At 65.1% G+C, this 12,389-nt stretch carries 14 protein-coding genes; 5 read left to right on the top strand and 9 right to left on the bottom strand.

From position 1 onward, the window contains the following. Positions 1 to 15: 15 nt before the first annotated feature. Positions 16 to 1,008, bottom strand: a complete 993-nt coding sequence (locus tag ABWO90_RS04540; RefSeq protein WP_353190012.1) for a helix-turn-helix transcriptional regulator — start codon at positions 1,006 to 1,008, stop codon at positions 16 to 18. A gap of 120 nt (positions 1,009 to 1,128) precedes the next feature. Continuing rightward, the gene (locus tag ABWO90_RS04545) at positions 1,129 to 2,025 is read right to left on the bottom strand and encodes a LysR family transcriptional regulator (protein ID WP_353190013.1); all 897 of its coding nucleotides are present in this window, start codon (positions 2,023 to 2,025) and stop codon (positions 1,129 to 1,131) included. Positions 2,026 to 2,266: 241 nt separating this feature from the next. Between ABWO90_RS04545 and ABWO90_RS04550 the strand changes: the two genes are divergently transcribed. The 4 genes from ABWO90_RS04550 (at position 2,267) to lysS (ending at position 5,763) form a co-directional block, all read left to right on the top strand. Continuing rightward, entirely contained in the window at positions 2,267 to 2,488 is a 222-nt protein-coding gene (locus ABWO90_RS04550; protein WP_353190014.1) for a hypothetical protein, read from the top strand. 126 nt (positions 2,489 to 2,614) lie between these two features. Further along, positions 2,615 to 3,719, top strand: a protein-coding gene (gene prfB / locus ABWO90_RS04555; RefSeq protein ID WP_353190015.1) for a peptide chain release factor 2 whose coding sequence is annotated in 2 segments (ribosomal slippage) — positions 2,615 to 2,686 and positions 2,688 to 3,719 — 1,104 coding nt in all. Because the reading frame shifts where the segments join, the coding sequence is not laid out codon by codon here. Between the two features lie 3 nt (positions 3,720 to 3,722). After that, on the top strand, positions 3,723 to 4,202 hold the full coding sequence (locus tag ABWO90_RS04560; protein ID WP_353190016.1) for an Ivy family c-type lysozyme inhibitor: 480 nt from the start codon (positions 3,723 to 3,725) through the stop codon (positions 4,200 to 4,202). Positions 4,203 to 4,218: 16 nt separating this feature from the next. Continuing rightward, the gene (gene lysS / locus ABWO90_RS04565; RefSeq protein ID WP_353190017.1) at positions 4,219 to 5,763 is read left to right on the top strand and encodes a lysine--tRNA ligase; all 1,545 of its coding nucleotides are present in this window, start codon (positions 4,219 to 4,221) and stop codon (positions 5,761 to 5,763) included. A gap of 123 nt (positions 5,764 to 5,886) precedes the next feature. On the opposite strand, the gene ABWO90_RS04570 is transcribed toward lysS, so the two are convergent. Next, positions 5,887 to 7,122 carry a hypothetical protein gene (locus tag ABWO90_RS04570; protein WP_353190018.1) on the bottom strand — a complete coding sequence of 412 codons (1,236 nt, stop codon included), beginning with the start codon at positions 7,120 to 7,122 and terminating at the stop codon, positions 5,887 to 5,889. Positions 7,123 to 7,234: 112 nt separating this feature from the next. Continuing rightward, positions 7,235 to 7,837 (bottom strand): hypothetical protein, encoded by a 603-nt coding sequence (locus tag ABWO90_RS04575; protein ID WP_353190019.1) that lies wholly within the window; start codon positions 7,835 to 7,837, stop codon positions 7,235 to 7,237. Positions 7,838 to 8,181: 344 nt separating this feature from the next. On the opposite strand from ABWO90_RS04575, the gene ABWO90_RS04580 reads away from it, so the two are divergent. After that, a complete protein-coding gene (locus tag ABWO90_RS04580) occupies positions 8,182 to 8,877 on the top strand; it encodes a glycine zipper 2TM domain-containing protein (protein ID WP_353190020.1) in 696 nt (231 codons plus the stop codon). Between the two features lie 139 nt (positions 8,878 to 9,016). Here the strand turns inward: ABWO90_RS04580 and iscX are convergent, their stop codons facing one another. The 5 genes from iscX to ABWO90_RS04605 all read right to left on the bottom strand — a co-directional run bounded on the left by iscX (position 9,017) and on the right by ABWO90_RS04605 (position 12,380). Beyond that, a complete protein-coding gene (gene iscX / locus ABWO90_RS04585) occupies positions 9,017 to 9,211 on the bottom strand; it encodes a Fe-S cluster assembly protein IscX (protein ID WP_353190021.1) in 195 nt (64 codons plus the stop codon). 52 nt (positions 9,212 to 9,263) lie between these two features. Further along, positions 9,264 to 9,605: an ISC system 2Fe-2S type ferredoxin gene (fdx, locus tag ABWO90_RS04590; protein ID WP_047907601.1), complete on the bottom strand. Its 342-nt coding sequence runs from the start codon at positions 9,603 to 9,605 to the stop codon at positions 9,264 to 9,266. Positions 9,606 to 9,628: 23 nt separating this feature from the next. Next, on the bottom strand, positions 9,629 to 11,506 hold the full coding sequence (gene hscA / locus ABWO90_RS04595) for a Fe-S protein assembly chaperone HscA (RefSeq protein ID WP_353190022.1): 1,878 nt from the start codon (positions 11,504 to 11,506) through the stop codon (positions 9,629 to 9,631). An 86-nt stretch (positions 11,507 to 11,592) separates the two neighbouring features. Further along, entirely contained in the window at positions 11,593 to 12,123 is a 531-nt protein-coding gene (gene hscB / locus ABWO90_RS04600; protein ID WP_353190023.1) for a Fe-S protein assembly co-chaperone HscB, read from the bottom strand. Positions 12,124 to 12,188: 65 nt separating this feature from the next. After that, positions 12,189 to 12,380, bottom strand: coding sequence for a DUF3565 domain-containing protein (locus ABWO90_RS04605; RefSeq protein ID WP_353190237.1), 192 nt, complete (start codon positions 12,378 to 12,380; stop codon positions 12,189 to 12,191). Positions 12,381 to 12,389: the final 9 nt, after the last annotated feature.

The following is a 12,389-nucleotide window of genomic DNA, read 5'->3' on the forward strand; positions in this document are numbered from 1 at the left end:
TGTCGCGTCGGCCTGTCAGCGGACTTCGCGCGTAAGTGTGTTGGGCAGCACGCCGAAGCGCTCGCGGAAGACCTTGGTGAAGTGCGAGTCGGTGTAGCCGCACTGCCATGCCGCTTCGCTCACGCTGATGCGGCGCGCGCTCAGCAACGTGAACGCCGTGGCGAGCCGACGCTCGCGCACATAGCCATGCACGGTCGTGCCGAACTGTTCGCGAAAGCCCGCACACAACTTGTTGACGTTGATGCCGACCTCGCGCGCCAGCGCCGGCAGCGACGGCGGCGTCTGCAATTGCGTGTCGAGCAAATCGCGCGCGGCAAGGACTGCGCGTCGCGTTGCGCGCTCGCGTTGGGACTCGCACGCACGGCGAACATGATCGCCGGAAGGTCCGGCCGTGACGCTCGCACTGCGCGGCGCCCTCGAGGCGTCCGACGCACGATCCGGCACATACGCGGCACAGCGCGCCAGCGCGTCGAACGACTGACCGACCAGCGCCAGGCGTTGCCATGCAGCGTCACTGTCGTGCGCGGGAGGTGAGATCATCGCGCTCGCCCAGCGACGCTCGTCGGCACTCATGGGACGCGTGAGCACCGCACTGCGCTCACACCAATCCCCTCTGACATCCGCCGGACCGCTCGCACAACGCGCATCCCACACGGCGTCGCGCCAGCCGCGCGTGAGCGCGTGCGCGTCGAGCCCGCACGTCGTTTGCAAGTAGCGCTCGGACACGCGAAGGCTGCAATACCGCAACGCGCCCGATTCGCCGTAGACATTCTCGATATCGAGCGCCTGCGCCCCGAAGCACACGTTGACGCTGCCCCCTGCCGCACGCAGCAGCGAAGCGCCGTTCGCCCCCCAATGCAACGCCCCGTCGAGCAGAAAGACGATCTTGATGGCGCCCGCGTCCAGCGCCTCGCGCACCGATTCGCCCGCGCTCGCCCGTTGCACGCCACGCGCGAGCGACAGGCCGTCGAGATCGATAGCGTGCCGCCACGGCTCAGAAGTGACCATTCCCCGATCATCCCGCATCAAATGTTAATGAGACCCATTATCATTTGATGCGGAACTTTACGCAACGAGCGGCAACCTGCGCACGCAAATTCTCGTTGTGCGAGAGGACGATTCGGAGAATCAGGCGGGCTGCGCCTCGGCGACGTACTCATGCATCACGCGCAGGAACGCTTCGCGCGCCGGGTGCACGTCTACGCCGCGATGCCGCACGAAGAAGTTCGGCACGGCGGCGAGATCTTCCATCGCGTGTCCGACGATATTCGCTTCCTGCCGGTAACGCAGGTAAATGCCGCGCGGCACCAGCGAGTACCCTACGCCCGCGCCGACGCACGCCACGATGGTGGCGTAACTGCCGTAGCTCAGAATGCGCCCCGGTGTGACCGCATTCGCGGCCAGCCACTGCTCCATCGTGGCGCGATACGGGCAGCCGGGCGGCCACATCAGCAACGTGGCGCCGGACAGATCCGATGCCTCGTGTACCCGGCCCGCCCGGGCCGGCGCAACGAGCACGATCGGTTCGCGGTAGATCTCGTCGGCCACCACCGACGCCTGCGCCTGCGCTTCCAGACAGGCCGTGCCGGCGATCAGCGCCGCATCGACGCGCCCGTGCTGAATCTCGTCGAGGAGATTGAGCGACGTATCGGTCACCAGATTCAGACGCACTTTCGGATACGCCGCATGGAACCGGGCAAGCACGGCGGGCAGCCGCGACGTCGCCGACGATTCGATTGCGCCAAGCGAAAAGTCGCCGGACGGCTCGTTGGCCGGATTGAGCGCCGCGGCGGCCTCACGCGAGAGCGCCAGAATGCGCTCGGCGTACCCGAGCAACGTGCGCCCGCTCGGCGTCAGTTGCAACTTGCGCCCCTGCCGGTGAAAGAGTTTGACGCCGACCGTGTGTTCGAGCGAGCGGATGCGCGCCGTTACGTTCGACTGGACGCAATGCAGCGCCTCGGCCGCCCCCAGCACACTGCCCTCGTCCACGATGGCCTTGAAGGTCTGAAGTTGCAGGAAGTCCATGAACGTCTCCGGGGAGGCATCGGGCACCCTGTCGAGGGTGCGGGAAAGGCACTGGGAAAAGGGTATCGCCCATGTTACTCGGCGAGCGCCGTCACTTCAATAATAGTGAACAAAATCGCCTCAACATTTCACTTTTTTAGTGCACGGGAAAGGCATAAGCTTCGGGTTATCCCTAGTGCGACGTCTGTCATGGCATCCCGCCTCCGGCCAGTACGCCGCCTCTCGCGAAGGAAGTCACATCATGTTCCGCCCTCTGCCCGCTGCCGCCCAAGTCAACGCCTACGCTCCGGTGGTTGCTGCGCCGGTCACGCCGCTCGGTCTGTTTTTCCGCGCCGTCGATCAATGGCGCGTGAGCTACGAGCAGCAATTGCAGGCCGAGGCCCTCGCCTCCTTCGACGACACCTCGCTGGCCGATGCCGGCTACGCGCGCGACGCGTTCGGCCTGCGTCACGCCGCACGCTGAAGACGCTGCCGCGCTGCGGCGGGCGTCGTCACCGGAGTCACACCGAAATCCCCGCAAAAGTGGGGGAAACAGGGCCTTCGCTGCGCTATAATTGCGGTTTTCCCGAATTCGCAACTGTCATAGCTCATGGAAGCCGAACGCCTCAACGCTCTCGAATCCCTGCTCGCCGATCTGCGCACCCGCGTCGGCGAGCTCAGGGGGTATCTTTGACTTCGATGTCAAGCAAGCTCGCCTGACCGAAGTCAACAAGGAACTCGAAGACCCCAACATCTGGAACGATTCCAAGCGTGCCCAGGCGCTGGGCAAGGAAAAGAAGTCGCTCGACGGCATCGTCACCAACCTGACGGAGCTCGACACCGGCCTTTCCGACACGCAGGAACTGTTCGACATGGCCCGCGATGAGGGCGATGAGGACTCGCTGCTGGCGCTCGAGAGCGACACGCAGGGTCTCGCCGAACGCGTGGGCGAGATGGAGTTCCGCCGGATGTTCAACAACCCGGCCGACCCGAACAACTGCTTCATCGACATCCAGGCCGGTGCCGGCGGTACCGAAGCCAACGACTGGGCCGGCATGCTGCTGCGCCAGTACCTGCGCTATTGCGAACGCAAGGGCTTCAAGGCCGAAGTGCTCGAAGTGTCGGACGGCGACGTCGCCGGCATCAAGAGCGCGTCGCTCAAGGTCACCGGCGACTACGCCTACGGTTATCTGCGTACCGAGACTGGCGTGCACCGTCTGGTGCGCAAGTCGCCGTTCGACTCGTCGGGCGGCCGTCACACCTCGTTCGCCAGTCTGTTCGTCTATCCGGAAGTCGATGATTCGATCGAAATCGACATCAATCCGGCCGACGTGCGTACCGACACGTATCGCGCATCGGGCGCCGGTGGTCAGCACATCAACAAGACCGACTCCGCCGTGCGTCTGACGCACATCCCGACCGGCATCGTCGTGGCCTGCCAGAACGACCGTTCGCAGCACCGCAACCGCGCCGAAGCGTGGGACATGCTCCGCTCGCGTCTGTTCGAGCACGAGATGCGCAAGCGTCGCGCCGAGCAGGACAAGCTCGAGTCGAGCAAGACCGATGTGGGCTGGGGTCACCAGATTCGCTCGTACGTGCTCGATCAGTCGCGCGTCAAGGACCTGCGCACCAGCGTGGAAACCGGCAATACCGGCAAGGTGCTCGACGGCGATCTGGACGACTTCATCTCGGCGAGCCTCAAGCAGGGAGTGTAAGGAATGGCGTTTGTCCGCACGCTTGCCGTGTGGGTGGTGAGCGCGTTGTGCATGCAGCGCGCCGCCGTTGCCGCCCCGGCCAGTACACCGGGCGCACCGGGTGCAAGTCCCGAGACGGGACCGTACCTGCATGAACTGCTCAAGCGCCCGGATTTTTCGGGCGCTTACGCGCGCATCGTCGCGCCGCGCAATGTTCCCGCGTGGGTGCGCCAAGGGGGCACGTCGACGCCATCGCAACGGGTGAGCGTCGCCGGCAAGCCGTGGTTGCTGGTGCAGAGCTGCAAGCCGCACGACTGCCCGAGCGAGTATGTCCACATTTTGTACGAGCCGCGCTCGCAGGCGATCGCGGCACTGTTCGTGCGAGACCCCAGTGCGACGGCCAATGCCGGACCACGTCAGGATCGCACCGAACTGATCTGGCTGGGCGCGCCCGACGGCTCGCTCAAGAATGCCCTGCTGCACACGCTGCGTTTTACCGAATAACCTCATCGTTCGCATCATGACCGATCACAACACTCCGGCCCAATCGGCCACCCCGGCCGGCGACCTGCCGCAGGACGACAACAAGCTCATCGCCGAACGCCGCGAGAAGCTGCAAGCCTTGCGCGCCAACGGCGTGGCCTTCCCCAACGACTTCCGTCCCGAGCAGCACGCGGGCGATCTGCAGACGCAGTATCAGGACGTCGACAACGAAGCGCTCGAAGCCAACCCGGTCGCCGTCTCGGTGGCGGGCCGCATGATGCTCAAGCGCGTGATGGGCAAGGCCGCGTTCGCGACGGTGCAGGACGGCAGCGGCCAGATCCAGTTCTTCATCGGCCGCGACGATGTCGGTGCCGACTCGATGACCGCCTTCAAGGGCTGGGACATCGGCGACATCATCGCCGCGACCGGCACGCTGTTCCGCACCCGCACCGGCGAGCTGTCGGTCAAGGTCAAGGAACTGCGCCTGCTTGCCAAGGCGCTGCGCCCGCTGCCGGACAAGTTCCACGGCCTGGCCGATCAGGAAACGAAGTATCGTCAGCGTTACGTCGACCTGATCACCTCGCCCGAGACGCGCAACACGTTCCGCGCCCGCGCGAAGGCCATCGCCTCGATGCGCAAGTACATGACGGACGCCGACTTCATGGAAGTCGAGACGCCGATGCTGCACCCGATCCCGGGCGGCGCCGCGGCCAAGCCGTTCATCACGCATCACAACGCGCTCGACATGCAGATGTATCTGCGTATCGCGCCGGAACTGTATCTGAAGCGCCTGATCGTCGGCGGCTTCGAGCGTGTGTTCGAGATCAACCGTAACTTCCGTAATGAGGGTGTGTCGCCGCGCCACAATCCGGAATTCACGATGATGGAGTTCTACGCTGCCTATACGGATTACCGTTGGCTGATGGACTTCACCGAAGCGCTGATCCGCAACGCGGCCGTCGACGCGCGCGGCACCGCGACCATCGAGTATCAGGGTCGCGAACTGGACCTGTCCAAGCCGTTCCACCGCCTGACGATCGTCGAGGCGATTCGCAAGTACGCTCCGGAATACACCGCCGCGCAACTGGCCGATGTCGAGTTCGTGCGCGGCGCGCTGCGCAACTACAAGGTGAATGTCGACGCACCGCAGTTCAAGAACGCCGGCCTGGGCGCACTGCAACTCGCCCTGTTCGAAGAGACGGCCGAAAGCCAGCTCTGGGAACCGACGTTCATCGTCGACTACCCGGTGGAAGTCTCGCCGCTGGCGCGTGCGTCGGACACGGTGCCGGGCATTACCGAGCGCTTCGAGCTGTTCATCACCGGCCGTGAGATCGCCAACGGCTTCTCGGAGCTGAACGATCCCGAAGACCAGGCCGCACGCTTCCGCGCGCAGGTCGAGCAGAAGGATGCCGGCGACGAAGAAGCCATGTATTACGACGCCGACTACATTCGTGCGCTCGAATACGGCATGCCCCCGACGGGCGGCTGCGGTATCGGCATCGATCGCCTGATCATGCTGCTCACCGACAGCCCGAACATTCGCGACGTGCTGCTGTTCCCGCACCTGCGCCGCGAAGACTGAGTCGCCGTTCCTTCGGCGTGCGGGGAAGTCCCACCGTCGCGCCGATAGTAAAAAATGCCGCAGCCTCCAGCGCTGCGGCATTTTTTTTGAGTGACGGCATTCGAGCGTGTGCCTCGACACGGATCACGCGCCAGGCTCGGTCACCGTTGCTCGCGAGGGCATTGTCGCCGTGGCGGGCGGGTGTGTTGTCGTCGGCGCCTCCGTTGGCGTTGGCGTTGGCGTTGGCGTTTCGGTCATTATTGATGCCGACTGGGTGGTTGCCGTGGTTGCCGTGGTTGCCGTGGTTGCCCTGGTTGTTGGCGTCGTCTGCGTTGCGCCTGACGCAGGCTGCGCCGTCGTCGTCCGGCGCGCATCACATGCCTCGCGCCGGCGCGTCAGTGCATCGTCCCCTGCCCGCCTGTTGCGCGGATTACGCCACCAGTCGCCGACACATTCGCGCGCGAAATCGGTGGTCTCGATGGCGGCCACCGTCTCCGGTGCCCCATCCGCACCGAGTACCGGGAACGATCCGCCGCGCACGGTCACGCGCGTCACGTTCGTCAGACAATCGGCGAATCCCGCCGCATGGCTGTGCAGCGACAGAATGCGTGCGACATCCGGATCGATGACTTCGTGAGGATCGACCTTCGTCGGCAGACGGCCCAGTACGTCGCGCCCGATCGCCCGGTAGAAGCTCGGATACGGATTGGCGAACCACGCGCCTTCGCAGACGTGCGGCATTCCCTTGCGCGTACCCGCCAGCCCCCACCAGCCCAAATCGTATTCCAGCCCGGCCATCGTGCCCGGCGTGAAGCCCGGCTGTTCGATGTAGATCGACGGGATTGCCATGGCGTCGGCCGTCCGGAAGTCGCTCGCCCCGCGAGACGCGTCGTCGGGACACGGAATGCCAAAAACGCTTTCGAGTCTGCTCTTGGGCGCGGGCATGTGCGGCGGCGGCGCGCCAAGGCATCGCAATCGCGTCTCGACGCCGGACGTCACCGCGCGGCTCGTGTCGTTCACCGGGCAGCCCTCGACGGGCGTCACCGCATCGAGCAACTCGAGCCAGAACGCCCCGTCGCGATGCTCGCGCAGGTAACCGATACGATCCGGCTCGGAATGCAGATGCATGACGGTGCGCCCTTCGGACTGCACCTCGACCGGTGCATGCATGGGAAGCAGTGTGTGGCAGCGCTCACGCGACACGGGTTGTGCAACGGCTTCGCACAAACGTGCCCCCGCAAAGTCCCCTGTCATGCATGCCGCCAGGGGTGACGTCGAGATGCCCGTCCCCGACAACGGCGTGCCGGGCGTCGCCGACGTGACCATCGTGGATGCGGGAGGTGCGTGATAACTTGCCGCGATCGGCATGAAAGCTGGCATACGTGGACTCCTTCAGACTCGGCAGCGGATTGTGCCGTCAAGGAGTCTAGGTAGCGTTCACACGTGCATTGTCGCGTCGCGTACGCGACCTATCCGAATCGGACGCGGCGCTTCAGAATGCCGGACTGCCGCGATACGCGGACGGCCAGTCGCCGTCCAGTCGCAACCAGCTTCGTGAGATGGGAAGGATCGCGCCGCTCGACGCCTCCTCGGCCAACTGCCGCAATGCCAGCGACGACAATGTCCTGCTATCCGTCGGGAACACGAGAAGAAACGTGCGATTGAGTGCCACGGCCGCGAATTCGGTCATGTGGAAGTGTTCAACCATCGACTGATAGAGATTGCCCAGCACGAGACCACCGGCGGGTGCCATCCAGTTGCCGCGGCATCCGCCGATCAATGTACCGTCGTCGAGCCGGGCGATGCCGAACTCGAAGTGGCGCGCCGTCCACGCCCGCGAGAGATTCGACGCGCCCTGCCCGAAGGCTGCTTCGAACGTCAGCCCGGCGGCCGTCAGATCCTTGCCGTGCAATTGCCGCAATCCCATCGGGCCGTCGAGCACGAGCGTCACGAAGACATCGTCGGAAAACGGTTCGCTGACGTCGCCCTCGGGGTCGTGCGCGTCGACCCAGGCACGCGACACCACGTACGGATAGATGTGCGGATGACTGGCCGCATCGAGCGGCGTGTCCAGCGGCGGCAACGTGTCGATCATGGGCATCCTGTTCACAGACAATGCGTGTCATTATGCGCGAGCCATCGCCGCAACGCACGGCATGCGATCACCGGCGCTCAACTTGTTTCAGTTGTTAAGACAGCGCCGCGCGCCCAGTCTGAAGAAGCCACTCAAACAGCCGAAATTTCCTTATTTTTCATGATCTTAAGCATCGCCACCCGTCAATTTCAGTGACGTCGACGCGACGCACGTTTTACATCGCGTTACAAAAAGAAACGGATGCCGAATCTCCGGTGGCGGACACTTTGTGCATGCGAAACAGCCCCGTGCACGCCAGCATGCAGAAAGGGCTGACGCGTTAACCGCACGATGGAGAGAACAACATGGATAACGATCTGCAACCGCGTCGTATGCACCCGCTGGTGGCGGCCGCCGCCGGCAGTATCGTCGTCGTCAGCCTGCTCGGTGTTGCCGCCATTACCGGCGTGCTGCCGGTCGCCAGGAGCACCGACGGACCGGCACCGAGCGGCAATAATTCGCAGTACACACTGACATCGTCGCAAACGCAGCCCTCGCTGAACGCGCAGCAGGCATCGCAAACGCCGCAGCCGCCGGCGCAGTCTCAGCAAGCCCTGCAGCAAGCCCAGTACGCGCAGCAGCAAGCCCCTGCGCAACGCGCCCCGGCACCGCAGTCGTATGCCCAGCAGCAAGGCGGGGCCCCTGCACAACAGCAAGCAGCGACCTGCTCGACCTGCGGCACCGTGCAATCGGTCGAGCCGATTCGCACGCAGGGCCATGCCTCCGGTATCGGTGCCGTGGGTGGCGCCGTGGCGGGCGGTCTGCTCGGCAACCAGTTCGGCGCCGGTAACGGTCGTACGGCCATGACCGTCGTCGGCGCGCTCGGCGGCGGTCTGGCCGGGAACGAGGTCGAAAAGCGCGTGCGTTCCGACACCGTGTACCGCGTGTACGTGCGCATGGATACCGGCAAGACGCGCTATTGGACCTATCAGTCCGCACCGGGCGTACAACCGGGGGATCGCGTCCGACTTGAGAACAACGGTCTGGTGCGCGCCAGCTGACACGCCTCTCGCGATGCGATCGCGACTTTGGTCACTCGCATCCCAGAAATGCAAAAGCCGCTCGAAAGAGCGGCTTTTGTTTTGTCTGCGTGACGTCGCGAAACGACGTCACACGGCGCAGCGATGCCGATCAGTCGACTCAGTCAGCTTCGTCGATCCACGCCTGCTGGATGGCCTCGAGAATCTTCTCGCCCGAGCGGTCCGGGGCGTCGTCGAAGCCGTCGAGTGCCATGACCCACGCGTGCAGGTCGGTGAAGCGCACGTATTTCGGGTCGACGTCGGGATGCGTTTCCGTCAGCGCAATCGCGATATCCAGCGTGTCAGTCCATTTCATGGGGCATGCTCCTGTTGTTCTCTCGTCACTGCAAGATGCCTGTCGGCACCGCTCAGTGATTTTCCTTCGCGTGGTTGATCGTGTACTTCGGAATCTCGACGACGAGATCCGTGTCGTCCGGCATCAGCGTCTGGCACGACAGACGCGACGTCGGCTCGAGCCCCCACGCCTTGTCGAGCAGATCCTCTTCTTCGTCTTCCGCCGGTTCGAGCGACTCGAAGCCCTCGCGCACGATCACGTGGCACGTGGTGCAGGCGCACGACAACTCGCACGCATGCTCGATTTCGATATGGTTATCCAGCAGTGCGCGGCACACGGACGTACCCGGCGCAACTTCCAGCACGGCGCCTTCCGGGCACAGCTCGACGTGAGGCAATACTACGATTTGAGGCATGGCTTTAGGTTTCCGTGTGTGTCTTACAGTTTGTCGATGTCCGCCACGCGACGGCCGGCCAGCGCTGCACGGATGCTCTTGTCCATGCGGCGCGCGGCAAACTCGTCGGTCGCGTGCGAGAGCGTTTCGGTCGCCGCCTTGATGGCGGTCTGGTCGTCGCCCGCGGCCTTCTGGCGCAGGTCGGCCAGCAGGCCGTCGATCTGTGCGCGCTCACCGGCGTCGAGCAGTTCCGGATCGGCCTGCAACGCGCTGTCGATGGCGACCAGCAGACGCTCGGCCTCGACCTGCTGCTCACGCAGCGCACGCGCGCGCATGTCTTGCTCGGCCGAGCCGAAGCTGTCCTGCAGCATGCGGGAGATGTCGTCGTCCGCCAGACCGTACGACGGCTTGACCTCGATGGACGCGGCCACGCCCGAGTGCATCTCCTGTGCCGAGACCGAGAGCAGACCGTCGGCATCGACCTGATACGTCACGCGAATGCGCGCCGCGCCGGCCGTCATCGGCGGAATGCCGCGCAGCTCGAAGCGGGCCAGCGAGCGGCAATCGGACGCCAGTTCGCGTTCGCCTTGCAGCACGTGGATCGCCATTGCCGTCTGGCCGTCCTTGAATGTGGTGAATTCCTGGGCGCGGGCCACCGGAATCGTCGCGTTACGCGGGATGATCTTCTCGACGAGACCGCCCATCGTCTCGACACCGAGCGAGAGCGGAATCACGTCGAGCAGCAGCCAATCGTCGCCCTCGGCCTGATTCCCGGCCAGCAGGTTCGCCTGCACGGCCGCGCCGAGCGCCACGACCTGATCCGGATCGAGATCGACCAGCGGTTCGCGACCGAAGAAAGCGGCCACCGCGGCACGCACTTGCGGCATGCGCGTGGCACCGCCCACGAGCACAACGCCCTTGACGTCTTCCGGGCCCATGCCCGCGTCGCGCAGTGCCTTGCGCATCGGGCCGATCGTGCGTTGCACGAGCGGAGCGCCCAACGCGGTGAATTGTTCACGCGTGAGTTGCAGGTCGACACTTCGGCCACCGGACAGCGGCAGCGCAATCGACGCCGTCTCGGCATCGGTCAACGCTTCCTTGGCGGTGCGCGCGTGATCGAGCAGACCGCGCACGTCTTCCGGCGTCAGGGACGCGATATCGAGACCGGCCGTCTGCGCCGCCCAGCGGTAGATGGCCTGATCGAAGTCGTCACCGCCGAGTGCAGAGTCGCCACCCGCGGCAAGCACTTCGAACACGCCCTTCGTCAAACGCAGGATCGAGATGTCGAACGTGCCGCCACCCAGGTCGTAGATCGCGTAGAGACCTTCCGCAGCGTTATCGAGACCGTACGCAATGGCGGCGGCCGTCGGTTCGTTGAGCAGACGCAGCACGTTCAGGCCCGCCAGACGCGCGGCGTCCTTGGTCGCCTGACGTTGTGCGTCGTCAAAATACGCGGGGACGGTAATCACGGCACCGACGAGATCGTCGCCCAGCGTGTCTTCGGCGCGCTGGCGCAGCGTGGCGAGAATCTCGGCCGATACCTCGACCGGGCTCTTCACGCCGCCAGCGGTCGTCATCTGCACCATGCCGGGCGCGTCCACGAAATCGTACGGCGCGTTGTCGGCATGCGCGACATCGGCCAGGCCCCGGCCCATGAAACGCTTGACGGAAACTATGGTGTTGCGCGGATCGCTGGCGGCCGCCGCTTTGGCGTCGTAGCCGATCTGCGTACGCGGACCGCCCAGATAACGCACGACGGACGGCAGCAGCACGCGGCCCTGGTCGTCGGGCAGCACTTCGGCCACACCGCTGCGTACGGAGGCGACGAGCGAATGCGTCGTGCCCAGGTCGATGCCCACGGCGAGTCGCCGCTGGTGCGGCGCGGGGGACATGCCGGGTTCGGAAATTTGCAGAAGGGCCATGACTTTGCAATGCGGGCGACGCGCTCGCGCGTGCGCCCTGTTCTCAAGCGGTTCTCAATGACATGTGACGGCGCCGCACCGGGCCGTCACGCGTTTTCCAGCATTTCGATGCGCTGCCCGATGTCGTCTTCGGCGCGCGCAATGAACATCAGTTGGCGCACGGCTTCGGCCGCCGGCTGCCAGGCTTCGCTGTCGAGCCAGTCGCCCAGCTTCGCGAGCCGCACGCGACGATCGTCGCGCAACGATTTTGCCAGCGCGTCGAGGGCGCCGATGTTGCGCGCGGCCACGGCGTCGTCGATGGCTTCGCGCCACTCCATCTGCTGCATCAGGAAGTCGGGGGCCATCGCGGTATTGTTCTCCGCGCCCACGTCGATGCCCTGCAACGTCAGCAAATAGGTCGCACGCTGCAGCGGGTCGCGTAACGTGCGGTAAGCCGCGTTCGCCTGCGCCGCCCATTGCATGGCGACGCGGCGCTCCGCATCGCTCGCACTGGCGAACCGGTCAGGGTGCACGCGCGACTGCACGGCACGGTACGCGGTGTCGAGCGCCTCGCCGTCGAGCGCAAAGCGCTGCGGCAGCTCGAACAGCGTGAAATAGTTGTCAGTCAATGCACTCATCGCGCAATCGTAAAAAAAGCGGCTCGCGCCGCCTTGTTGCCTACGCTGCTACCCATCCGAGCGCCTCACGGATCCGGCGGCTCGCCGCGTTCGCATTTGCGACAGCGCAGCCGGGTGCCCACCATGGCGTCGCGGCCGGCCTGGCTTTGCGTCCATGTCCGGATCTGCCACGGAGGGAGATGCCGGACATGTTGCCCATGCCCGCAGGCCAGTCGTGCGACCCATTGGCCTTCGTCGTCCTGCCGAAAACCGATGATCTCGCGCCA

The sequence above is a fragment of the Pandoraea pnomenusa genome (assembly GCF_040391475.1).
GTDB lineage: Bacteria > Pseudomonadota > Gammaproteobacteria > Burkholderiales > Burkholderiaceae > Pandoraea > Pandoraea pnomenusa_C.